This window comes from Desulfobotulus sapovorans DSM 2055 (assembly GCF_059569355.1).
Genome location: NZ_JCANVJ010000001.1, coordinates 483,525 through 506,449 on the forward strand (window position 1 = coordinate 483,525; position 22,925 = coordinate 506,449).

Annotated in this window: 19 protein-coding genes and 1 tRNA gene; 7 read left to right on the forward strand and 13 right to left on the reverse strand. The window is 54.4% G+C overall.

Features of this window, described 5'->3' with window-relative positions:
- Positions 1 to 6 precede the first annotated feature (6 nt).
- The 6 genes from xerD to BR04_RS02020 all read right to left on the reverse strand — a co-directional run bounded on the left by xerD (position 7) and on the right by BR04_RS02020 (position 7,064).
- Positions 7 to 966: a site-specific tyrosine recombinase XerD gene (gene xerD / locus BR04_RS01995; protein WP_496354303.1), complete on the reverse strand. Its 960-nt coding sequence runs from the start codon at positions 964 to 966 to the stop codon at positions 7 to 9.
- Positions 963 to 2,075, reverse strand: a complete 1,113-nt coding sequence (locus BR04_RS02000; RefSeq protein WP_496354304.1) for an aminopeptidase P family protein — start codon at positions 2,073 to 2,075, stop codon at positions 963 to 965. The genes xerD and BR04_RS02000 overlap by 4 nt, the downstream gene beginning before the upstream one ends.
- Before the next feature lie 134 nt (positions 2,076 to 2,209).
- Positions 2,210 to 3,490 (reverse strand): hypothetical protein, encoded by a 1,281-nt coding sequence (locus BR04_RS02005; protein ID WP_496354305.1) that lies wholly within the window; start codon positions 3,488 to 3,490, stop codon positions 2,210 to 2,212.
- Between the two features lie 159 nt (positions 3,491 to 3,649).
- On the reverse strand, positions 3,650 to 4,474 hold the full coding sequence (locus BR04_RS02010) for a hypothetical protein (protein ID WP_496354306.1): 825 nt from the start codon (positions 4,472 to 4,474) through the stop codon (positions 3,650 to 3,652).
- A 26-nt stretch (positions 4,475 to 4,500) separates the two neighbouring features.
- Entirely contained in the window at positions 4,501 to 5,910 is a 1,410-nt protein-coding gene (locus BR04_RS02015; protein WP_496354307.1) for a vWA domain-containing protein, read from the reverse strand.
- Complete coding sequence (locus BR04_RS02020) at positions 5,907 to 7,064, reverse strand: hypothetical protein (protein WP_496354308.1); 1,158 nt, start codon at positions 7,062 to 7,064, stop codon at positions 5,907 to 5,909. Before BR04_RS02020 ends, BR04_RS02015 begins: the two co-directional genes overlap by 4 nt.
- A 199-nt stretch (positions 7,065 to 7,263) precedes the next feature.
- Here BR04_RS02020 and BR04_RS02025 point away from each other — a divergent pair, with 199 nt between their 5' ends.
- Complete coding sequence (locus BR04_RS02025) at positions 7,264 to 9,876, forward strand: PEP/pyruvate-binding domain-containing protein (protein WP_496354309.1); 2,613 nt, start codon at positions 7,264 to 7,266, stop codon at positions 9,874 to 9,876.
- A 677-nt stretch (positions 9,877 to 10,553) separates the two neighbouring features.
- Positions 10,554 to 11,909 carry a KamA family radical SAM protein gene (locus BR04_RS02030; protein WP_496354310.1) on the forward strand — a complete coding sequence of 452 codons (1,356 nt, stop codon included), beginning with the start codon at positions 10,554 to 10,556 and terminating at the stop codon, positions 11,907 to 11,909.
- A 95-nt stretch (positions 11,910 to 12,004) separates the two neighbouring features.
- Here the strand turns inward: BR04_RS02030 and BR04_RS02035 are convergent, their stop codons facing one another.
- The 7 genes from BR04_RS02035 to gltX form a co-directional block, all read right to left on the reverse strand.
- Positions 12,005 to 12,343 (reverse strand): Rossmann-fold NAD(P)-binding domain-containing protein, encoded by a 339-nt coding sequence (locus BR04_RS02035; RefSeq protein ID WP_496354311.1) that lies wholly within the window; start codon positions 12,341 to 12,343, stop codon positions 12,005 to 12,007.
- A 220-nt stretch (positions 12,344 to 12,563) separates the two neighbouring features.
- Positions 12,564 to 14,330: a single-stranded-DNA-specific exonuclease RecJ gene (gene recJ / locus BR04_RS02040; RefSeq protein ID WP_496354312.1), complete on the reverse strand. Its 1,767-nt coding sequence runs from the start codon at positions 14,328 to 14,330 to the stop codon at positions 12,564 to 12,566.
- Positions 14,331 to 14,444: 114 nt separating this feature from the next.
- Complete coding sequence (locus BR04_RS02045) at positions 14,445 to 15,098, reverse strand: YkgJ family cysteine cluster protein (protein WP_496354313.1); 654 nt, start codon at positions 15,096 to 15,098, stop codon at positions 14,445 to 14,447.
- 74 nt (positions 15,099 to 15,172) lie between these two features.
- Positions 15,173 to 15,598: a MarR family winged helix-turn-helix transcriptional regulator gene (locus BR04_RS02050; RefSeq protein ID WP_496354314.1), complete on the reverse strand. Its 426-nt coding sequence runs from the start codon at positions 15,596 to 15,598 to the stop codon at positions 15,173 to 15,175.
- 277 nt (positions 15,599 to 15,875) lie between these two features.
- The gene (locus tag BR04_RS02055; protein WP_496354315.1) at positions 15,876 to 16,442 is read right to left on the reverse strand and encodes a porin family protein; all 567 of its coding nucleotides are present in this window, start codon (positions 16,440 to 16,442) and stop codon (positions 15,876 to 15,878) included.
- A gap of 1,021 nt (positions 16,443 to 17,463) precedes the next feature.
- Positions 17,464 to 17,537 (reverse strand) — tRNA-Gln (locus BR04_RS02060).
- A gap of 72 nt (positions 17,538 to 17,609) precedes the next feature.
- A complete protein-coding gene (gltX, locus tag BR04_RS02065; protein WP_496354316.1) occupies positions 17,610 to 19,031 on the reverse strand; it encodes a glutamate--tRNA ligase in 1,422 nt (473 codons plus the stop codon).
- A gap of 332 nt (positions 19,032 to 19,363) precedes the next feature.
- Between gltX and rpmF the strand changes: the two genes are divergently transcribed.
- The 5 genes from rpmF (at position 19,364) to glyA (ending at position 22,921) form a co-directional block, all read left to right on the forward strand.
- Positions 19,364 to 19,546, forward strand: a complete 183-nt coding sequence (gene rpmF, locus BR04_RS02070; protein WP_496354317.1) for a 50S ribosomal protein L32 — start codon at positions 19,364 to 19,366, stop codon at positions 19,544 to 19,546.
- Between the two features lie 143 nt (positions 19,547 to 19,689).
- Positions 19,690 to 19,917, forward strand: a complete 228-nt coding sequence (gene acpP / locus BR04_RS02075) for an acyl carrier protein (protein ID WP_496354318.1) — start codon at positions 19,690 to 19,692, stop codon at positions 19,915 to 19,917.
- 20 nt (positions 19,918 to 19,937) lie between these two features.
- Positions 19,938 to 21,206, forward strand: coding sequence for a beta-ketoacyl-ACP synthase II (fabF, locus tag BR04_RS02080; protein ID WP_496354319.1), 1,269 nt, complete (start codon positions 19,938 to 19,940; stop codon positions 21,204 to 21,206).
- Positions 21,203 to 21,649, forward strand: coding sequence for a ribose 5-phosphate isomerase B (rpiB, locus tag BR04_RS02085; RefSeq protein ID WP_496354320.1), 447 nt, complete (start codon positions 21,203 to 21,205; stop codon positions 21,647 to 21,649). The genes fabF and rpiB overlap by 4 nt, the downstream gene beginning before the upstream one ends.
- A 27-nt stretch (positions 21,650 to 21,676) precedes the next feature.
- Positions 21,677 to 22,921, forward strand: a complete 1,245-nt coding sequence (gene glyA / locus BR04_RS02090; RefSeq protein WP_496354321.1) for a serine hydroxymethyltransferase — start codon at positions 21,677 to 21,679, stop codon at positions 22,919 to 22,921.
- The last annotated feature ends 4 nt before the right edge of the window (positions 22,922 to 22,925 follow it).

Genomic DNA, 22,925 nt, shown 5'->3' on the forward strand with positions numbered 1-22,925 from the left:
CTGTAGTCAGTCCCGCATTGTGTTTCCGTTTTTACCGCTTCTTGGATGGTATTTCGCATGGACATCCTTCAGCCCCTTACGGTTGACATGGGTGTAGATCTGGGTGGTAGCGATGTCCGCATGGCCGAGAAGGGCCTGCACCACCCGCAGATCCGCTCCACCTTCGAGCAGATGGGTGGCAAAGGCATGGCGCAGGCTGTGGGGAGTGAGGGGACGCAGGATGCCGGCCTTCAGGGTATGGGTTTTAAGATTTTTCCAGAAGGCCTGACGGGTGAGGGGTTTCCCCGTACCGCTCACAAAGAGATAATCGCTGCTGCGGGTTTTGAGGATACGGGGACGTCCTTCCCTGATGTACAGATCCAGACAGAGTCTCGCCTGCATATGAAAGGGAACGGCCCTTTCCCGGCTGCCCTTGCCCCGAACCCTCAGAAATCCCGCATCCATCCGTAAATCCGTTATTTTCAGCCCCATGAGTTCGGACACCCGCAGTCCTGTGGCATAGAGAAGTTCCAGCATGGCCCGATCCCGGAGTCCTAAGGCCGTATCCGGAGCCGGAGCCGCAAGAAGGGCTTCCATTTCCTTTAAGGAAGGCACGTCGGGCAGTTTGCGACCCATACGGGGCAGGCGGACAATGCGGGATGGATCCTTCTCCAGATCCTCGGTTTCCGCAAGAAAGGTGAAAAATCCCCGGATACTCACCAGATGTCGTGCCCGGCTCCGGGGGGCCAGCCCTTCTTTTTCCAGGAGGACAAGGTAGGCCAGCAGATCCATGGGAGCCAGATCTTCCGCATCCAGCCCCCTTGTCTTCAGGTAGGAGAAAAAACGACCGAGATCTTCGCTGTAGGCGCTGAGGGTCAGTTCAGCCAGCCCCTTTTCCACCAGCAGATGACGCAGATAGGCGTCCAGCAGGGGAGGGGACTCCTGGAGGTCTTTTTTTTCTTCCACTGTTTTTTCCATGGGGGTCATGGCAGAAAATCTTCCACCCCTGTGGTGTTGAGAATTTCCGGGCCATCCTGCCGTACCACCACCATATTTTCCAGGCGGATACCGCCCCATTCGGGCAGATAGATCCCCGGTTCCACGGTCACCACCATACCGCTTTTTAAAGGAATATCCTGGAGGGGGCTGAGTCTGGGGGCTTCATGGATAGCCAGCCCCACACCGTGCCCCAGTCCGTGTCCAAAGAATTCTCCGTACCCTTTTTCCGTGATGACTTCCCTGGCCAGGGCATCAATTTCTTTGGTGCTGATACCGTCCCGAATGGCCGCCGTAGCCCTTTCCTGAGCCGTTTTCACCACAGTGAAGAGTTCCATGAAACGCTCATCAGCCTTTTCCAGAAAAAAGGTGCGGGTGATGTCCGAACAGTAGCCCTTGAGTTTGATTCCCCAGTCAAAGAGTACGGGGGCTTTTGTGGTGAAGGGATTGTCGGAAGGGTGGGCGTGGGGTTTGGCCGCATTGATTCCTCCCGCCACAATGCTGGGAAAGGAAAGGCCTTCGGCTCCCAGTTCCCGGAGTTCTTTTTCCAGCATCCAGGCAGCGTCTTTTTCGTGCATTCCCGGAAGGATACGGGGCAGGAGGTTTTGAAGCGCCCTTTCGGTGATGCCCAGGGCCGTGCGCATGATGTCAATTTCCGACTCATCCTTGATGACGCGCAGGGATTCCACAAGATCGCTGACGGGCAGGAGGGCTGCAAAAGACCCGGCTTCCTTCAGGGAAATTTCCATACGCTGATGTTCTTTGAAGGAGAGGCGGGCAGGCTCAAACCCCAGGGTGCGGACATTCAGTTTTGCCAGAATATCGGGGAGTTCAGCGGCAAGTCCCTTTCTGTAGCAATAGACTTCAAAATCCGGGGCTTCCGTTTCCGCCTGGAAGACAAAGCGGGAGTCCGTGGCCAGGAGAAGTTTTTTCTGGGTAATGAAAAGTGCGCCTGCGGACTCATCAAATCCGTTGTCTTCACCCGTGAAGCCGCTGAGGTAGCGGCGGTTTTCCGCCACAAGAACCATCATGGCGTCGAGGTTCAGGGGCTTCATGTGTTTACGCAGGGCCTCAATGCGCAGGGAATGGAGGGCTGTCACGTTCTGGATCTCCTTGTGCAGGTATAAAAAGGGGGGGGAGGGGAATCCATCCCGGTTTTCTTTAGCGCAGATACCGGGATGGAGCAACACCGTGCTTTAATATGAATCCCGCTGTAGCGTGAATGCTGAGCTGCTCATTCCTGGACAAGGATGCGGATCTGTTCCGATGCCATCAGGCCGGGGGCATTCCATATGGAAAACCGCAGGATGTATTCGCCCGGGGTAAAGAAGCTGCTGGAGAGTATTTTTGAAGCCTCGAGAAAAATGGTAGTCTCCGTTATGTTCAGCACCCTGGCCAGTTCATTGACGGGGAACACCGTTGTGGCGTCCCCACCCCATGAACTCTGTCCATCTGCACTCACAATCATGGAGTGGGTGAAAAGGGTAAAAGGCTGGGGAGCCTGGATGACAAGTGCTTTACCGTCCTTTGCAGCCTGGATGTCCAAAAAGGAAATTTTTGTTTGAAAGGCGGCGTTCCTTTCCGTTTTTTTAGCTTCAATGACAAGGGTGGTATGGGGCCATGCTGTATCGGCAGTCCCTGCATTGAGTGTCAGCTCCAGTCCAATTTTCTGGAGCTGGGAGAAGGCTCCTTGTTTGAGGGTGAGAAGACCTCCGGGCAGTATTTTTTCCTGATCCATGTGAAAGGCTGACAGGTCTGCCCGAAAGGTTTCCATTCCTTTGACCACCCTGGACTCAATCACCTTGCCCGCCATGGTTTTTTCACCAATGGCTTTGATATAGGCTTCGGCTCTGGTTTTTGTGGCAGGGGCAAGGGAAGTGAGAATATTCAGGAGAAAATTTTCGTCCGCTGCCGTTGGCAGATTGGCGGCCTGTTTCAGGGCGCTGGCCAGGGACTTCATGATTTTCAGCTGATCCTGGGTTGAAGAGTGGGTGGCTGCGAGCAGTTCCGCAATTTTGGCAATCTTAAGCAGATCGGGATCTGTCCCGTCCGGGGAAGCGATATCCGCATCATAAAACCCCTTGCCTCCCAGAAGGATTTTCAGGCTGGGTTCCAGGGTCACCAGGGTCGTGAGAGGGGTGATGTGGGTGGCCTCTTTGGGAGCCAGCATGGGCAGGGCCGTGGTTCCCAGGAGACTGTCCCTTCCGCCCGTGGAGACCAGCACATAGTCATAGGCGGGAGTGGCCTTCAGCTGGAACTGTCCCAGCATATCGGAGAATGTTGCCGTTGCTTCTTCTTCTGCCTCAAGGATGGCATCTCCGATTCCGTCCTGTACGATGCGATCCGCCCATACCGTTGCACCATTGACGTAGTTCTGGACAACTTTTCCCTGAGGGGCCGCAGGTGTGGGGGCTGGAGAGGGACTGCTGCTGGTACTGCTGCTGTCGCCGCATCCCATGGAGAAGACGAGGAGGCAGGCGATCACGATCAGGGGGCTCTTTTTTCTCCTGTACATGGAAAACTCCTTTGCCGAAAATGTTGTGACGGGTATGGGGTGAAAGGGGAAAGGACGCAGCATGGGAACCTGGAAAACCTTGTACCTGTCTGGCACTCTGCGGACAAATGAAAGCGCTGTCAAGATTTGTGGACAGGTCTGGAAAAGGGGCTGGTCTGGTCATCCTTTCCGGGAAAGGGGAGGCTCTTGCGGAGAACCAAAATGGATTTCCCAGCGGCCAGGTCCGCGCTGGGGGGAGGCTTCTTTTCCTTCCTGCCTGAATTCCATGCCACATAAATTCTGGAAACGGCGCAGCAGGGCTTTTTTCCACCTTTTGTCCTCCAGAGCGCTGGCCCGCCATACGGCCCCGTGTGTCACCTTTTTTTCGAAAAGATCCCAGGCGGCATCATGGTTAAAAACAGGCCAGCGTCTGCCTGCCTGGAAGAGAAACTTGAGATTGCCCGTTGCCAGCAGGGCCTCCATACCTTTTTTGAAATCAAATTCCTGCCAGTGACAGCCCGCATAAAAAAGAAATTCTCCGTCGCCCAGAAGGGAAAGGGCTTTCTGCCCCGCCTTGAAATCGAAGGTTTTCCAGTCATTGCCCGCATAGTAGATACGGCGGCTGTCTTTTTGTTTCAGAAGAAGGGTCAGGGCGGTTTTTGTGTCAAAGCCTTTCCAGGCCCGTCCTGCCCGGTACAGGCTTTCCGGATCTTTCAGGGCAAGAAGGGCGGCTTCCGCCCGTTTGCGGTCAAGGCTGGGCCAGTGCAGACCCGCCTGATACAGAAAATGGGGATCCCGCGCAGCAATGAGCAGTTCCAGAAGTTTTTCATGATCCGGATTCTGCCAGTTCCGCCCTGCCAGAAAAAGGCTTTCTGCATGGGGATACCGGCACAGCTCCTGTAAGGCGCTTTCCTGGGAAAGCCGTCCTTCCATGACCGCAAGATAGGGATCTGAGGGCGGGATTGCCGGGGTCTCGGGCTGTGCATGGGAAGTTTTGAAGCGCATGATCCGGGCTTTTCCTGTCTTAAGGGTTATCCCTGAACCGGCATCACAAGGGCGGTGCCGAAGGGGGGGACAAAAGGCTCCTTCCTGCCCGATGCAATCAGCCAGAGGGTGGGCGTGTAGACCGCAAGTCTGCCCAGGTCATGGATGTGGCCATCGGTGAGAACCAGAAGCAGTTCCCTGTGGTTTTTCATGTAGGCATTGAACAGAGGCGCGAAAAAAGTGGTGCCGGAGTTTCCCGTTTCCAGATGTTTCCAGTCCCCTTTTCTGTAGAAATAGGGCCGTGTGAGATCTCCCTGTCTTTCCAGGGTGCCGTTGCGGATGCGGGGGACAAAAACCCTTTCATCCACGCAGAGCAGGTTGACCCGGAAGCGGTCAAGAAGGCTTTCGATCACACCGAAGGCCCTGGCCATCTCCCCGGGCGTGGTGGTCATGGAAGAGGAGACATCCACACAGACCGTCAGCCTTTCTTTTTCCCGGAACATGCGACCGGAGCTGTAAATGCCATGGGGCAGATAGCGGCGGTTGAAGCGGCTGCGGCTGTACAGCCATTCACTGGAAGGAATGTTCTGATCCAGAATGCTGCGCAGCCGGCCTTCCCAGGGGGGATTCCGGAAAGGGATAATTTCCTGAATCATGCGGCTCAGGGCCTCAAAGACCCGATCCTGGGGTGTGAGGGGATCGCCCTGGGCCAGATCCATGATCCTGCGTACCTGACTTTGAAGCTGACGTTTTTCCAGGGTTCCCAGAAAAATATGGGCACCTGTGGGCAGGGCTTCTCCCTTCTGATCGACAAGACAGAGTCCCTCCATGGGCAGGGTCTCCCTGTCGTCTTCTTCCGTATCGCAGTCTTCTGTAAACAGAGCGGTATCTTTTTCACGGGCTTTTTTTCGGGGGGGCTTTTTCAGATCCCGGAACATATCCCGAACGGCATCACTGAAAAGGCGCAGGGCTTCGGGCCCCCGTCTGCCAAACCAGTGGTAAAGTCTTTCCCACGACGGGTCTTTTTCCCCGGTTTCCTCAAAAAAGGCATCGGGGATGCCCGGCAGCTCCGGCGGTAGCTCCAGGCGGGTTCGGTTGCCGTCTGCACCGGAAAAAAAGCTGTCCGCCTGACTGCGAAGAAAGGAATTGATCACCATATCCTGGGCTAGGTTCTGGAGATGGGGTTCATGGTCTTTCAGGTGTCTGTGCTCATGGCCATGGACGATATGGAGCAGTTCATGCACCAGCAGGGCTTTGAGATTTTCGGGGGACTGACCCGCCACAAAGTCCGGATGAAAGAGGAGGACGGGCCGCATGCCTGCAACGCTCAGAGCCAGGGTGGGTACGCCGAGGCTCTCTGTGAACTGCACACTCTGATAGAAATAGGAGGTGAAGCGGCTTTGCCGCCAGAGATCCTCCAGTACGGGCCGCCAGACGGGGTGCAGAGGGGCTTTCATGAGAGCAGGGTCTCCATGGAAAGGCGGACTTTCCGGACGACTTCCGGATCTTTCATGCCTGCCATGGCCTGGGGAATGAGGGTGAGCAGGCCGCATTCCCGGAGGAGCAGGTGGAAAAAGGCAAGACGGCTGTCACTGCGGCAGGCTGCGATAAAGGAAAGTATGTGGCCGAGCCGGGTCAGTCCGGCATCTTCCAGCATACCGTTTTGCAGGACAAGGGTTTCACGGAGCTGGGAGAGTGCCCCTGTCATGGCCCAGAGCAGATCTTCCGTGGGAAGGCTTTCCTCCTGCGCAGCCCGCAGTTTTTCCGGGTTGCCTTCCAGAATATCCAGGGTATGGATTTCTCTCGGGTGGGTGAGCTGGCGGATGAAGTCAAAGGCGGCCAGCTCCCCTATCAGGGAAAGGATGAGCTTTTCCAGACTGGAACCGGGTTTTTCCTTGAGGAAAGTCACCAAAGTTTCTTCGTTTTTCAGACCATAGGCAAGGGAAAGGGCCTGGGAAACCTGGTGCCAGCCCCTGGGATTGGGGTGAATACGCTGTTCATCCCAGAGTTTTTCGGGAAAGAGAGCGATGTAGCGCAGCACGGAGGGATGGACATGGTCTCCTGCGGCCCAGCGCAGCCAGTCCTTTGCTCTGGGTTTCAGATGAAAGAGGGCCAGACGGCCATCCAGGGCGGCATCGTCAAAATCGGTGATAAAGGTGCTGTCCTCCTCTCCGAGGTTTCCCGCCAGGACGATGGCGGTTTTTTCCGGCAGGGGGTGCTCGCCGCAACGGCCCTCGGTGATGATCTGAAAGAGGGTCTGGATCACCGTGGGATGGGCGCGGTTGGCCTCATCAAGGAACCAGAGCACGCCATTGTAGGTTTCGGGAACCGTTTCCGGCGGAATGAAGCGGGGCCGGAAATAGATCATGCGCTGGTTTTCATGATCCGGAACGGGATAGCCGCCAAGGTCGATGTTTTCCTTGAAGGCCAGCCTTGTGTCGATGAAGAGAAAATTGCTGCGTTCTGCGGCCTGACGCACCACAGAGCTTTTGCCGATACCGGGATGTCCCAGGATCTTCACGGCGTAGTTGAGCTGACCTGCCGCATTGAGGTAACGATCCAGAATCTCTTCCAGTTCCCGGATATGGGTTTCAACGGCTTCTTTTTTCATGCTATCCCCCCTCATATTTCAAAAATTGAAAGGATAGGACGCAACACAAAAAAGGCAAGGGAAATCTGTCATGGCAGGGGTAAACTTGTAAGCCGGGGTGGGATGAGATACCTTGAAAACTGCGGAAAAAAGTACGTATCGATGGCAGGAGGCTTCTCTGCCCATCATGGAAAGGATCCTTATACAGGAGAAGATACCCATGTCCCTCCCCTTTACTTCCGGTCTTCCGGGCCTGGACAAGGTTTTTAAAGGCGTCATGCCGGGTGATAACATCGTCTGGCAGATCGACAGCATTGAGGATTACGAGGCCCTTGTGCTGCCCTTTACCGAAGCTGCCGCCAGCCAGAGACGGAGAATGATCTACTTCCGGTTTGCCTCCCACAGACCCCTTCTGTCCAAAGACAGCCCGGCAGAAATACACCGTCTGGATCCCAATCTGGGTTTCGAAGGCTTTGTTACCCGGATCCATGAGGTGATTGAGGATGCGGGGCACGGGGCGGCCTATGTGTTCGACTGTCTTTCCGGGCTGGCGGGGGCCTGGAAGTCGGATCAGATGCTCGGTAATTTTTTCATGCTTACCTGCCCAAGACTCTATGAGCTGGAGACCGTCACCTATTTCGCCCTCCAGCGCAATGCCCATTCCTCCTTTGCCACGGAACCCATCACGGAAACGACCCAGTATCTTCTGGATATTTTTCAGTACAACAGCCGCCTCTACATCCGGCCCATCAAGGTGCAGTACCGCTCCACCTCCTCCATGAACACCATCCATTTCTGGGAGACCCCTGAAAGCTTCCCCCCTGTCACCCGCAGCGCCCTCATTGCGGAAATCCTCGCTTCGGCCCGCTGGCCGGGCCTGCATACGGACAGGCGCATGGGCTTCTGGCGACGTATGTTCAGCGAGGCACCGAGAATTCTTGCGGAAGCCAGGGCCGGACTGTGTCCCCAGGAAAAGGAGATGAACCTCTTCATGCGCCTTGCCCGCATGATGCTCTCACGGGATGAGCGCATGCTGGAGCTTGTCCGGAAATACCTTGGCCTTGAGGATGTCATGAACGTGCGGGATCGCATGGTCGGCATCGGGTATATCGGCGGCAAGGCCGTGGGCATGCTGGTGGCACGTGCCATTCTCGAAAAAAAGAATCCGAGGTTTCAGAGCCTTCTTGAAACCCACGATTCCTTTTATATCGGCTCCGATGTTTTCTATACCTTCCTTGTGATCAACGGTATCTGGTGGATTCGCCAGAAGCAGCGTCAGCCGGAGACCTTCCTTGCGGACATCGCCGAAGCCCAGACCCGCATCAAGCAGGGACGCTTCACCCCCCATCACATGGAACAGTTCATGAAGATCATCGATTATTTCGGTGAGTCTCCCTACATTGTCCGCTCAAGCTCCCTTCTTGAGGACAACTACGGCAATGCCTTTGCAGGGAAATATGACAGCATTTTCTGTGTAAATCAGGGGTCGAGGGAAGCCCGGCTGGAGATGCTCCTCAGTGCCATCCGCTGTGTCTATGCCAGCGCCATGAGTGAAAGGGCCCTCCGTTACCGGAGTCACAGGGGGCTTCTGGATCAGGACGAGCAGATGGCGCTCCTCATCATGCGGGTATCGGGCCAGCCTGCGGAAAATGCCTTCTATCCCCATGCCGCAGGGGTGGGTTTTTCCTACAATCCCTATGTATGGAGCAAGGACATTGATCCCAAAGCAGGGGTGATCCGCCTTGTATTCGGTCTCGGCACACGGGCCGTGGATCGGGCGGATGATGATTACACCCGTGTGGTGGCCCTCAATGCGCCCATGCGGAGGCCGGAGGCCAATTTCGACGAGGTCTGTGAGTATTCCCAGAAGCGCATGGACTATCTGGATCTTGCGGCCAACAAGCTGGTTTCCGGTGAGTTTGCCAAAGTAGGGGCGAAAAACAGGGAACTTCCCATGCCCCTTGTGGCCTCTCCCGCCACCACAGAACCTATGGGGCCGGGGCCTAAACACTGGATTGTGACCTTTGACCGTTTTCTGCGGGATACCCCCTTTGTGGCGGATATGCGGGAAATCCTCGAAACCCTGGAAGCGGCCTATGAGCATCCTGTGGATATCGAGTTTTCCTTAAACTTCATGGAAGATCAGTCTTACCGGATCAACCTTCTCCAGTGCAGGCCCCTTCAGGTGGAAGGTGTGGATGAGGTGGCCCTGCCGGAGGTGGAGATTGCGCCGGAAAACCGCATCCTTGAAGCCAGGGGGGCTGTGGTGGGCAGAAGCCGGATTCTCACCATCGACCGCATCGTTTATGTGGTGCCAAGACTTTACGGAGAGCTTCCCATCCGGCAGCGCTATGAGGTGGCCCGGCTCATCGGTCAGATCAACCGTCTGACGGACATGGACACCTGCAATCTCATGATCATGGGGCCAGGCAGATGGGGCACCAGCAGCCCGGAGCTGGGGATTCCCACCCATTTTTCCGAAATTGACCGGGTCCGGGTGCTTTGCGAGATCGTGACCATGCGGGAAAACCTTATTCCTGACGTTTCCCTGGGCACCCATTTTCTCAATGAACTTGTGGAGATGAACATGCTCTACCTGGCCCTTTTCCCCGAAGGAGAAGGCAACAGTCTGAAGGAGTCCCTGATTCTCGGAGCCCCTAACCATCTGACCCGCCTTGTCCCCGGAGCGGAAAAATGGACGGACATGGTGCGGGTGGTGGATCTTGCAGAAGTGATGCCCCAGGATACCCGCATCACCCTCATGGCCGATGCTGTGGAACAGCGGGTGCTGGCTTTTCTCGATAAGCGGTCTATCGGGGACGGAGAAGGATAAAGACGGATTATCGCGCTGTTTCAGCCAACGTTCCCATGTTTTTCGCATGGGAACGCGGCATTGGGTACTTTTGCGCCCAATGCCGTCTTTTCTCAAAAATCCACTCCATGCCACCCGCCCCGCTTGTCCGTGAAAATCCGACCACCTGACCATGAACAGCACCCATCCCGGAGAGCGCCAGATTGCCCAGGTGTGGGAACGGGGGGGCAATTCTGCGCCTGTTCCCCCATCTCAGGGGAGGAACACCGGGACTGGCTCAGGCCAGCAATCGGGAAAATATTTGCATGAAGATCAATGTTTACGTATTTCACAATGGAACAATAAAAAAAATTGCCATTCATATTTTAAAGAAAAAATGAGAAAATTGAAGATTTTCAGCGTAAAGTTTGTTTTAAAAAGTGTTTTGTGGCTTTTGTTCTCTTGCACTTGACATAAAACTACTAAGGAACTATTTTTATTGTTGTAAAAAAAGATATGGATCGGAAAGTCAGATGTATACGAATGATTTCGGAAAACGGTTCCCGGAATCTGAAAGGCAGGTCGATATTTAAATTGATGAGGGCCTTTTTTCCGATCCAGATAGTTTGATGGCGGGCTGCAAATTCGGGTTTTCGGTGCGGAAACACGGGAGGAAAGTAGCCCAGCCCCTGTTCCAGGAACCGGAAAGGATGGAGGCCATGGAAAAAGACAGCACAAGACCCCGCTACCACCCCTATACCCTTGATAATTTTCATACCCTGCCCCAACTGGACAAGATACCCACCGATCGAGTCCGATCCATGAAGCTGGTTTCCCGCATCCTTCCCTTCAGGGTAAGCAATTATGTGGTGGATCAGCTGATTGACTGGGATCGGATCCCTGAAGATCCCATCTTCCAGCTCACCTTTCCCCAGTCTGAGATGATACCGGAAAAGGATCTGGTGCGTTTGCGGCACTATGACCGGGAAGGGTATCGGGAAGCCTTTTCTGCCCTTGTGCGCAAGGTGCATCAGCGCATGAATCCTCACCCTGCCGGGCAGATGGACTTGAACGTTCCCATGCTTGATGGGCAGATGCTTACGGGAATGCAGCATAAATACCCAGAAACAGTTCTGTTTTTCCCGACCCAGGGTCAGACCTGCCATTCCTATTGCACCTACTGTTTCCGCTGGCCCCAGTTTGTGGGGCTGGATACGGCTTTTCGTTTTGCCAGCAATGATGAAAATCTTCTGCCACGATATCTGGCGGAACATCCTGAGGTGACGGATGTGCTGTTTACGGGAGGGGATCCATTGGTAATGCATGCCAAACTGCTGCGTAAATATCTGGATCCCCTTCTCCAAAGAAAACCCGGACATCTGGACAGCATCCGTTTTGGCACCAAAACCCTTGCCTACTGGCCGTATCGTTATATCAGCGATAAGGATTCAGACGATATTCTGCGTCTTTTTGAAGATATTGTTGCCGCAGGTTACCATCTTTCCGTGATGGCTCATTTCAGCCACGACAGAGAACTGTCTACTCCTGCCGTTGAGCAGGCCATGTCGAGAATACGGGGGACAGGAGCCCAGATTCGCTGTCAGGCACCCCTGATCCGTCACATCAATGATGATGCGGAAGTCTGGGCCCGTATGTGGAAGCGTCAGGTTGCCTTGGGAGCGGTACCTTATTATATGTTCATGGAGCGGGATACGGGGCCTGTGGGGTATTTTAATGTCCCTCTGGTAAAGGCTTACGGGATTTTTACGGAGGCCTACAGAAAGGTTTCAGGCTTGTGCCGGACGGTTCGGGGTCCCTCCATGTCGGCAGGCCCGGGTAAAATTCTTATGGATGGTCTGGCAGAGATTGGGGGGGAAAGGGTGATGGTGCTGAAATTTATTCAGGGTCGTAATCCGGACTGGGTGAACCAGGTCTTTTTTGCCGCCTATGACCCTGAAGCCCACTGGATTGATGATCTGAAACCCGCCATGGGTAAAAAGCATTTCTTTTATGAAATGGAATATCTGCGGATTCAGGAACATCTTCGCCAGCAGCGGGGGGGGGAGGCTGCCTGATTTTCCTATGAAAAACCGTCATAAACATGTATCCCTTCAGGCACTTTGTTGGCTGAAGGGATACGTGTTTAAATAAAGACGGTTTTGTTCTGAATTCAGGGTTTTTCCAGTGCCATGAAGCGTTCTACCTGGGGATGGATGCAGTGATAGATATCTTCATCTGAACCATAGACATCCACAATATCCCTGTTTTTGATGAGATCTTCAATGACAAAGGCGGTCAGGTAAAGGGTGACAACATTGGGATTGGCGGCAACCTGGCGATAGGGGGCGATTTTATAATCGAGATCAAAATCTTCCATGTGACCAAGGCCTTCAAGGGCTTTGAGAATCTGAGCCTGGAGACCGTTCTTGTTTGTGGTTTCGACAATCTCATTTTCCACAAGTTTCATGGAGACGGTGTTGCTCAGCATGTCGGCATGATTTCGCACCATGTGCAAGGCCTGCCCCCGCTCCCGTTCCTTGGAAGATTCTATCCTGGAGAGGATTTTTGATTCACGGTTACTCGGGCGGAAAACCTTTGCCATTGCATGACCTCTGCGGGTTGTGATGTGGAAGGTAGGGGCTGTGCGGAACCCGCCGCATGCCCTGTATCAATTACCGCGTATCATAGGGAAAGCCTTGTTCCGACGCAAGAAAAACCTTTGTTTTTTTTCAGGCCCAGCCTTCAATGTGCAATTGAATTTCTTCATCCTTGAGCCATCCCTTGCGTATTCTGAAAAGACATACGTCCATATGTTGTGGAAATGGGATATCCTTTCCCACACCAAAGGCCACGGCGGAAACCTGTCGGGTGCGGAGACTCGTGGGCTGGCGCAGGATAAGCCGGCGGTGGGCTCCCTGGTTGCCCATGGGAAAGGAGCGGACAACCTCAAGATGACGCGCTGCAAGCAGGGGGGAAGGATTGGCCATGCCAAAGGGGCCGAGAGCGTCCAGCTCGGCAAGGAGCTTCAGGCTGAGGGAGTCCAGATCCACAATGGCATCGACCATGAGAGGCGGAGGGCTGTCCCAGAGATGGGCATGCTGGGCTGCCACGGCACAGAAGTGATTTTGAAAAGCAGGAATATTCCGGCTCAGAATGCGGAAACCCGCCGCCATGGCATGTCCCCCGTACTGTTCCAGCAGGGGACTGCATGCACTCAGGGCAGCGTAAAGATCAAAGCCTGGAACACTGCGGGCAGAAGCCTGTCCCATGTCGTTTTCTATGGCAATGAGGACGGTGGGGACATGGTGACGCCGTACCAGGCGGGATGCCACAATACCAATAACACCAAGGGGCCAGTCCTTTTCATGGAGTACAAGGGCCGATTTCTGAGGGGAAGTGGCTGCTTGTTCCAGTCTGGCCTCGATCGGGACGAGGATGCGGTTTTCTTCCGCCTGTCTTGCGCTGTTCAGTCTGTCCAGTTCCAGGGCCAGGGGCATGGCGGCTTCCACGGAAGGGGCAGAAAGCAGTTGCAGGGCAAGTTCCGGGTGGGCCATACGGCCCGCAGCATTGATGCGGGGAGCCAGACGGAAGGCGATGGCTTCGCTGTCCACATCGGTGTGAGCGACACCCGCAACCCGGCAGAGGGCTTCCACACCGGGTCTAGGAGTTTTCTGAATACAGGCAATGCCTGCCTGTACCAGAATGCGGTTGACACCGGTCAGGGGGACAAGGTCTGCTACCGTTCCCAGGGCCACAAGATCTGTTTCCGGAAGCAGAGCAGGCTCCGGAAACGTTTTCCAGTAGCCCCTGTCCCTGAGATGTCTGCGTATGGCCATGACAAGGTAGAAGGCCAGCCCCACCCCTGCCATGCTGCCCAGACCGGAGGTGCAGTCCTGGCGCAGGGGATCCACCACGGCCAGGGCATCGGGCAGCGTGTCTCCGGGCCTGTGATGGTCTGTGACAATGACGTCCAGCCCGGCTTTTCTGGCTTCACGAATGGCCTCATGGCTGGAAATACCGCAGTCCACGGTAATGACAAGACCTGTTCCGGACTGGACGAAGGCCTGGATATGCTGGGGTTTTAAGCCGTAGCCTTCCCTTTCCCTGTGGGGCAGGTGAAAACGGATATGGGGGCTGAAACGGGAAAGAAAGCTATGCATCAGCGTTGTGGCTGTTACGCCGTCGGCATCATAATCGCCAAAAATCAGGATGGTTTCCCGTTGCATGAGGGCCTGAACAATCCGGTGTGCAGCCAGGGAGAGATCCTGAAGACTGTCGGGATGGGGAAGGTTCTGGATGCTGGGATGCAGAAACTTTCTCAGGGAAGAAATGGACGTGAGTCCCCTGGCAGCGAGAACCCTTGCCGTAACGGGCAGGCATCCCATGGTGCTGTGCAGGCGTTCTGTGAGTTCTTCATCTGCGGAACGCAGACGCCAGATCAGGGGGCGGGCTGTTCTGTTCCGGATCTGAGCCAATGGAACGGGAGATTTTTGCATGGTCAGGATCGGTTCGCCTCGTCAAAATCCCATGGGTCTTTTCGGGAACCCGCTTGCAGCGAGATCCGGCACAGGGATTCCAAGCGCAGAAAGATGTCTTGTTTTTTCAGGAAATCAGGCGTCCTGGCGGTGGTAGACTTTCATTTTGCGCGCCAGTTCTGCCCAGCGCAGACTCTGCAATTCCTTGGCGGCATCATGCTGCAGACCTTTTTTAAGAATTTTCCTGCGATCTCCTGCCTTGGATACACCATAGAAGGGCAGCATATGAAAAAAGGCTTCGTCCATATAGTCCTGAATGGGAATGAGTACATCCTTTTTCCGTGTGAAATAGGCGTCTTCCCCTTCGGCACAGGGGGTGGAAAAGACATTGAAGTGGCGACAGGCAAGGGGACGCATGGGATGGATGGCACAGATACCATCCACAAGAAAAACACAGGGGTCTCCGGGATGGTTTTCCTCAAGACATGCGAGCAGGCGGCTACGCAGGGGCTCTTCCAGTTTTTCTGTGGCATACCAGGTGATACCCACCAGCTCAATGGGATAAACGGGTATGGACCGGTGGGTGACACAGCAGGCGGAACACCCTCTGGCACAGGCCAGCTTTCTGCCCTTTGTCTCTTCCCTCCGTATGGCTGCGGTAACCCCCTGGTCTGCGACGTGATAGGCGTCGAGAAGCATGGGAAGCCAGGAATGCTGCTGCTCTGCTTCGGGAAAAGACAGTCTTTTGATGGAGGGGGCAAGGGAGAGACTGATCCGTTTCTTGGCCATGGTATTCCTTATGCTGTTTGCCGGGCCCGGAGTGAAGGGGGGGCCGCATGGGGGCTGCCTGGGACGAAGGCTTTTCAGCGTTCCGTATCCAGGTAAAGATCCCGAAGGAGCCGTTTCAGGAGAATGCGTTCTTCCGGGGAAAAGGGGGAGAGAATTTCCTGGGTTACCTTTTCCCTTTCCGTATGCAGAATTTTTCGATGTGCCAGAGCCATTTCCGAAAGGGAAACACGAATGACACGGCGATCTTCCGTATCTCCGGTTTTATGAATCCAGCCAGCCTCGGTGAGACGATCCAGTACACCGGAAACGGTGGCATTGTCGAGAAGCAGGCATTTTCCGATTTCACCGGCAGTGAGGGGATCCTGGTTGTACAGGGCTTCAAGGACAAGTCCCTGTACGGGTGTCAGCCCGTAGGGTTTCAGATAGCGTTTCAGAATGCCCTGGGCCTTCTGGTTGGCTTTGGCAAGGAGGAAAACGATGAAATGCTGATAACTTGACATAATGTTCCCGGCGTTTTCGCCGGATATCCGGCTGAGAGAGGTTAGATGGAAAAGAGAATCCTTTCCTTATGTGCGCAGAGATTTAGGAAGATACGGGCCATCTGTCAAGACAGTCCATGCCTGCCGGCTTGTTTCCGTATGAATTTTTCAGGCATAAGTTTTTGGTATGGTTTGTTTTTTTTTGATGGGCTTGAAAGGTTTTTTTATGGATTCAGGGAGGCTTCCGGGTATGGGAGAAGTTTTCCCATACCCGAAAGGGAGGCTGGTTCGGGAAAAATCAGAAGCGGTATTTCAGACCAGCGTGCCAGGTGAAATAATCAATATCATCCAGGCCGTCATGACCGCCCACATACCCTGCGGCACCTTCCAGAATCCAGTTTTCCGTGAGGCTCCGTTCAAGGCCGAAACCCAGTCTGCCGCAGGCCCGGGTGCGGTTCTCTACCGTTCCCACTTCACCGGCCTTGAAATTGACCGTGACATCCATGAGACCGATACCCATTCCCAGGTAGGCCCGGGTGACATCTCCAAAGGGAGGATAGTATTTGACCATGAGGATATAGGTGTTGATGTCCAGGCTGTCTTTTGAAAAAGGGTTTTCCACATCAAATTTTCTCATGTGGTCAAACTGGAGTTCCGTGGCCAGGGCGTCCATCCAGCGGTAGCCCACGTTGACATGGCCGGAAAAGGTGTTGTCCTGATTGGGATCCACGTTGAAATTTTCCACGGCATAGCCGATGGCGGCTCCCACGGTAAAGGGTTTTTTGACTTCTGTCGCACCGGCGGTAAAGGCAAGGCTGAGACCGCAGAAGGTGAGAATGGAGAACATGAGAATCCGATGGCGCATGGGGCCTCCTTACTGATGATGGGGTGATATGCAATGCTCCTTTGGTGTGAAGCCGGGAGCTGTTTTCTGATAATGCAATGCGGATACCATTTTTGAACTTTTATTCATTTTTCAGGGCTGAAACCCTTATCCTCCTGGGAAAGCACCGGTATTGTGGTAAGTCCGCTTTCGGGTATTCGGCGTCAGAGGACAGGATGCAGACATGTAAAGACGGTTGGTGTTGAAGGGGGGTGTCCGTTTTATTGGCACCTTGTATCGATGGCACCGTCTTATCTGTCCATTTTTTTATCCATGCAATTAATGAGCAAAAATCAAATACGGATAATATCAAATAGGCTGGAGGTATACTAAGGGTGTTTTTATGGTTTTCAAGGCATAAATGAGGGATAAAATAAAATTTTTATCTGAATAACAGGCTGGATATGCATATAATTTTATGAACATAATATTGACTTAAATCCAGGGTATTCAAGCCGTAACCGTTGTTTTATGGCAAACTGCTGTCCACTTCCTCACCCCCTCAGGGATGGCCCCCATGCCCTGATCGTTTTCCGGTATCTTGAACCGGCTGTGCTGCATAGCTTAAAAGCCTGTAGGCGTCTCTGGAAAGGACTGGCCTCATATCTGTCTGTACCGTTGCAATGTCCATGTCTCTGGTGTCTACCCTTGAAGTGCGCCAAATTTCACGGAGAGTCGGAGCCGATGGAATGGATTCCCGAAGATAGCTCTGGTGGGTGCAGGAATATCCGGTACGAGCTTTCCATGCGGAAGTATGAAAACGATAACATCACAGATTTCACAGGAGAGGGGTGGCGGGTCATGCCGGAGCTGGAGGTTCAGGGAAGGGAAGGGAAGAGGAGTATTAAAGAAAACGGGAGGTGGCATAAAGCCATCTCCCGTTTCTAAATTTCCTATGCTGTACTATCTGGGGGTATCGTCTGTTCCCCTGGATACCAGACTGAAGTATCCATTTGCGTTCACTTTTTTAGTGACGGATCTTACAGCACAAATTTTTAGGAAGTGGCAGAGAGGCAGGGATTCGAACCCCGATAGACGGAGTCAGAGTCCGTAGTCTTACCATTAGACGACCTCTCTGCAAACGCCGCTTAAACTAGAGAAAAACGGCCCGGGTGTCAAGCACAAAATGAAGAGAATGTAAAAAATGTGCTAGGACAGGGACAGCTTTTTTTCTTCCAGGTAGGCGATGGCCGTATCCAGACGGGGCAGGCTGCGTTCTTTTCCCAGAAGGGCCAGGGTTTCTCCCATGCCAGGACTTTGTCCCTTGCCCGTGAGGGCAACACGCAGGGGGCCGCCGACTTTGCCGAGTTTCAGATCCATCTCCTCACACACGCTGTGGAGCAGGTTTTCCATGGTACTTTCAGAACTGTCTGTAACCAGCAGGAGTTTTTCCCGCACTTTCTTGAGAACCTCGAGACTTTCTGCCTTGAAATTCTTTTTGGCCGCAACTTCACAATAAGCTGAAGGGGCTACAAAAAAAACTTCGGCCTGCTGGGCCATGTCCACGAGGGTTTTGCTTCTGGGTTGCAGAAGGGAGATGAGTGCGGCCAGCCGGGGGTCTTCAGGGTCATGGGGAATACCCAGAAGCTGCATCTGTTCCAGAAGGAGGGGTTTGAGTTTTTCCGGGCTGCTTTTCTGAATGTGCTCGGCATTGAGGGCTGTGAGTTTGTCCATGTCAAAGACGCCGGGAGATCTGCCGATGGATTCCAGACTGAAAAGGGTTTTCATATCTTCTATGGTGAAAAATTCCTGATCACCGCAGGACCAGCCTAAGCGTACCAGGTAGTTGAGCAGGGCTTCAGGGAGGAAACCCATTTTCTGGTATTCCATCACCCCCATGGCGCCATGACGCTTGGAAAGGCGGGTGCGATCCGGCCCCAGAACCATGGGGACATGGCCAAATTTCGGAATGGATGCTCCCAGAGCCTCGTAGAGAAGAATCTGTTTTGGCGTGTTGCTGACATGGTCATCCCCGCGGATAATGTGGGTGACGTCCATGGTGAGGTCATCAATGACTACGGCAAAGTTATAGGTATAGACGCCGTCACTTCGACGGAGTATAAAGTCGTCGATTTCCGTATTGGGGATGGCAATGCAGCCCTTAACGATATCCTCAATGCGGGTGCTGCCCGTATCCGGGGTGCGAAGTCTCACAACGGCACCCGCCTGGGGAGCATGTTTTTTGTACCGGCAGGAACCGTCGTACATGGGGTTGCGGCCTTCGGCCCTGGCTTTTTCCCGCATGGCCTCTACGGTTTCCGGTGAGCAGGTGCAGTAGTAGGCCTTGTCTTCAGCCACAAGGCGATCCAGGTAGCTCTGGTAAATATCAAAACGTTGGGTCTGGTAGAAAGGCCCGGCGTCCCAGTCGATGCCCAGCCAGTTGAGACCTTCGAAAATGGCATTGACGGATTCCTGGGTGGAACGCTGGATATCCGTGTCTTCAATGCGGAGGATGAATTTTCCGCCTGTTTTTCGGGCGTAAAGCCAGTTGAAGAGGGCAGTTCGGGCACCGCCCACATGGAGATAGCCCGTAGGACTCGGCGGAAAACGGGTGATGATGGTATCGCTCACAATGAACCTCGGTTTTGCGGTTATGCTGAAAATGTCCCTTGCTCTGGTGCTTTGTCTGCTTTTTTTATGGATTTGCGGGGACGGGAATTCGGATCCTGGCTTTATAGGGATGCGGGAAAAGGATTCCTTCCATGCAAAGCATACGGACAAAGCACGAGAAGGCGTGCATGAAAAAACAGAGTTAGCATAAGCCCTCGGCTCCGGACAAGGGGGGAAGAGGAAAAAACTTGACAGCATCCGTTGAATTCCCATAGGAAAGCGGCTATTATGTCGCGGTTTTGTTGGAAAACGGGCTGTTTTTTCAAAAATGTAAATTATTTCAGGAGATTGATATGGCTGTACCCAAGAGAAGAACATCCAAGTCCAGAAGAGACAAGCGCCGGACGCATAAAAAAACAGCTGCAGCCAATGTTGCGGCCTGCCCGGAATGTGGTGAAGCAAAAATGTCCCATACTGCCTGCAAGAGCTGTGGTGTATACAAAGGACGCACGGTTCTGACGGGTATGGAGGCCTGATGCCCAATGACCGCAAGGTCTGGGCAGGGGCGGAGAAAGGAGGGGTACGGAGTATTTTTCCCCGTAAGGGGAATGCTTGACCCCTTTTTTATTTTTTTGAGGAGGATTGCAGATCCTTCCTTTTTGAGAAAGGAATGTTTTTCATGTCCATAGAGGATAAGGTTCGGAAGGTGATTGCGGAAAAGCTGGACGTGGATATTGATGAGGTGGTTCCCGAAGCCTCCCTGGTGGAGGATCTGGGTGCGGATTCCCTGGATCTCGTGGAACTCATGATGAGCATGGAAGACATTTTTGATGTGGACATCTCCGATGAGCAGGCGGAAAAGCTGCGCACGGTAAAAAACGTCATTGATTTTCTGGAATCCCTCTGATGTCAGCGGAGGCCTTTCCCATGCGCCCCCTTCAGGGTGTTGCCGTGACAGGAATTGGTATGGTGTCCCCTCTGGGATTGAATCTTGCCCAAACCTGGGAAGGCCTCCTTTCCGGACAGTCGGGTATCGGTTCCATCACCCGTTTTGACACCACAGGCCTTGCCGCGACCATTGCAGGGGAAGTGAAGGGGTTTTGCGCGGAAGCGTATCTGCCCCGCAAGGAAGCCCGGAGAACCCCCTTGTTCATGGCCTATGCCGTGGCTGCGGCCCGTATGGCTCTGGAGGATGCCACACTGGTGGCTGCGGATCTTTCCAGGGATGGTCGTACCGGTGTGTATGTGGGGTGCGGGATTGGTGGTCTTGAGGTGATGGAGGAGAACTTCCGGGTGATGGCGGAGCGGGGGCCGGGAAGGGTCAGTCCTTTTTTGATTCCCCATTTTATCGGAAACATGGCCGGTGGTATGGTGGCCATGCATCTGGGGCTGAGGGGATCCAACCTGACCTTTGCCACAGCCTGTGCCGCAGGCGCCCATGCCGTGGGAGAGGCTTTCCGCCGTATCCGGGATGGCTATGCCGATGTCATGCTGGCCGGAGGCAGTGAGGCGGTGATTACCCGAACCTGCCTTGCGGGTTTTGCCGCGATGAAGGCTCTTTCCACCCGAAATCACGAACCGGAGGCGGCCAGCCGTCCCTTTGACAAGGACAGGGATGGTTTTGTGGTGGGAGAAGGATCCTGCTTTCTCGTGCTGGAAAATCTTGAGAAGGCCAGGGAGCGGGGAGCACGGATCTATGCCCGGATCGAGGGTTATGGTTCCGGGTGCGATGCTTATCATATCACGGCTCCGGAGCCGGAAGGTGCGGGCATGGCAGCCTGTATGACCGCCGCTCTGGCCGATGGAAACTGCCCGGTGGAGAGGGTGGGCTGGGTGAATGCCCATGGCACGGGAACTCCTTTGAACGATGTCTGTGAAACGCGGGCCATCCGTCAGGTATTCGGTGATCATGCGGAAAAACTGGCCATATCCGCAGTAAAAAGCATGACCGGTCATCTTCTGGGAGCTGCGGGGGCTTTTGCCGCAGGAGTCAGTGCCCTGGGGCTTTTCCATGGAATTTTACCGCCTACCCGGAATCTGGAACATCCGGATCCCGCATGTGACCTTGACTATATTCCGAAAAAAGCCCGGGAGTGCGCCGTCGGGGCGGCAGTGACCAATGCCTTTGGTTTTGGTGGTACCAATGCCTCTCTTTTGATGACTGCGGGTTCCGGCAGTGAAAGAGATCAATCATGACGGACAGGACAAGCATCCTGCTGGCCAGTGACCACGGGGCTGTGGATCTGAAAAACATTGTGGCGGAACATCTGCGTTCCAGAGGACTTTCCGTGGAGGATCTGGGCACCCATGGCCGGGAATCCGTGGACTATACGGTGTATGGCATGAGGGTGGCCCGTGCCGTTTCGGAAGGTCGTGCGGAGAGGGGGATTCTGCTCTGTGGAACGGGCCTGGGAATGAGTATGGTGGCCAACCGTTTTCCCCATGTGCGGGCTGCCCTGTGCAACGATCTTTTTTCCGCAGGCATGAGCCGACGCCACAACAACGCCAACGTCCTTGTACTGGGGGGACGGGTTCTGGGGGATGTGCTGGCCTGTGCCATTGTGGATGCCTGGCTGGATACGCCCTTTGAAGGCGGGCGGCATCAGGTGCGGCTGGATCATTTCAATGGGGGCGTTTAGAGCCCTTTCTTTTTAAGGAGCAATACGGTGGATATGGAAAGCATTCGTGCGGTGGATCCTGAAATTGCCGCCACTATGGACAGGGAAATGGCCCGGCAGCAGGGGGGCCTGGAGCTGATCGCTTCGGAAAATATCGTAAGTCCTGCGGTGATGGCGGCTCAGGGCAGCATCATGACCAACAAGTACGCCGAAGGCTATCCTGCCAAGCGGTACTATGGCGGATGTGAGTTTGTGGATGAGGCGGAAACCCTTGCCCTGAACCGGGCCAGAGAACTTTTTGGTGCGGTGTATGCCAATGTCCAGCCCCATTCCGGTTCTCAGGCCAATATGGCCTGTTACTTCGGCCTCATTGAGCCGGGAGACAGGGTTCTGGGTATGGATCTTTCCCATGGCGGACACCTGACCCATGGCTCGCCCGTGAATTTTTCCGGAAGATTGTATCAGTTCAGTCATTATGGCGTGGCCCGGGAAACGGGGCGCATTGATTATGATGCCCTCCAGCGTCAGGCGGAGGAGCTGCGTCCCCGCATGATTGTGGCAGGAGCCAGTGCCTATCCCAGAATTCTTGATTTTGAGCGTTTTGCCGCCATTGCCGCTTCCGTCAATGCTTTTCTCATGGTGGATATGGCCCATATCGCAGGCCTTGTGGCTGCCGGACTGCATCCTTCCCCCCTTCCCCATGCCACGGTTGTGACCAGTACCACCCACAAGACCCTGAGAGGACCCAGGGGCGGGCTGATTCTTGCCGGAACGGACATGACAGCCACCTTCAACAAGCAGATTTTTCCCGGCATTCAGGGGGGGCCCCTCATGCATGTCATTGCCGCCAAGGCCGTTGCCTTCAGAGAAGCCCTGTCACCGGAATTTAAGGCCTATCAGAAGCGGGTGGTGGACAATGCGGCAGCTCTTGCCACAGCCCTCATGGATGCGGGCCTGAACCTTGTTTCCGGCGGCACGGACAACCATCTCATGCTGGTGGATCTCACCAATATTGGTATCACGGGCAAGGAAGCGGAAGCGGTGCTGGGTCAGGCGGGTATCACGGTGAACAAGAATACCGTACCCTTTGAAACCCGCAGCCCCTTTGTCACTTCCGGCATCCGCATCGGCACGGCAGCCCTGAGCACACGGGGTATGGGCCTTCCTGAGATGCAGGCCATTGCGGCCTGGATTGCAGAATGTGTAAAAAATCCTGGGGATACGGCCAAAATTGCCACCATACGGGCGGAAGTCACGGCCTTGACGGCGCGGTTCCCTTTGTTCCAGTATTAAAATC

Bases quoted from the DNA above. Each gene is read 5' to 3' on its own strand.
- xerD (WP_496354303.1), bottom strand. From the start codon at position 966: ATGACCCCCATGGAAAAAACAGTGGAAGAAAAAAAAGACCTCCAGGAG.
- BR04_RS02005 (WP_496354305.1), bottom strand. From the start codon at position 3,490: ATGTACAGGAGAAAAAAGAGCCCCCTGATCGTGATCGCCTGCCTCCTC.
- BR04_RS02010 (WP_496354306.1), bottom strand. From the start codon at position 4,474: ATGCGCTTCAAAACTTCCCATGCACAGCCCGAGACCCCGGCAATCCCG.
- BR04_RS02015 (WP_496354307.1), bottom strand. From the start codon at position 5,910: ATGAAAGCCCCTCTGCACCCCGTCTGGCGGCCCGTACTGGAGGATCTC.
- BR04_RS02020 (WP_496354308.1), bottom strand. From the start codon at position 7,064: ATGAAAAAAGAAGCCGTTGAAACCCATATCCGGGAACTGGAAGAGATT.
- BR04_RS02025 (WP_496354309.1), top strand. From the start codon at position 7,264: ATGTCCCTCCCCTTTACTTCCGGTCTTCCGGGCCTGGACAAGGTTTTT.
- BR04_RS02030 (WP_496354310.1), top strand. From the start codon at position 10,554: ATGGAAAAAGACAGCACAAGACCCCGCTACCACCCCTATACCCTTGAT.
- BR04_RS02035 (WP_496354311.1), bottom strand. From the start codon at position 12,343: ATGGTGCGAAATCATGCCGACATGCTGAGCAACACCGTCTCCATGAAA.
- recJ (WP_496354312.1), bottom strand. From the start codon at position 14,330: ATGCAAAAATCTCCCGTTCCATTGGCTCAGATCCGGAACAGAACAGCC.
- BR04_RS02045 (WP_496354313.1), bottom strand. From the start codon at position 15,098: ATGGCCAAGAAACGGATCAGTCTCTCCCTTGCCCCCTCCATCAAAAGA.
- BR04_RS02050 (WP_496354314.1), bottom strand. From the start codon at position 15,598: ATGTCAAGTTATCAGCATTTCATCGTTTTCCTCCTTGCCAAAGCCAAC.
- BR04_RS02055 (WP_496354315.1), bottom strand. From the start codon at position 16,442: ATGCGCCATCGGATTCTCATGTTCTCCATTCTCACCTTCTGCGGTCTC.
- rpmF (WP_496354317.1), top strand. From the start codon at position 19,364: ATGGCTGTACCCAAGAGAAGAACATCCAAGTCCAGAAGAGACAAGCGC.
- acpP (WP_496354318.1), top strand. From the start codon at position 19,690: ATGTCCATAGAGGATAAGGTTCGGAAGGTGATTGCGGAAAAGCTGGAC.
- fabF (WP_496354319.1), top strand. From the start codon at position 19,938: ATGCGCCCCCTTCAGGGTGTTGCCGTGACAGGAATTGGTATGGTGTCC.
- rpiB (WP_496354320.1), top strand. From the start codon at position 21,203: ATGACGGACAGGACAAGCATCCTGCTGGCCAGTGACCACGGGGCTGTG.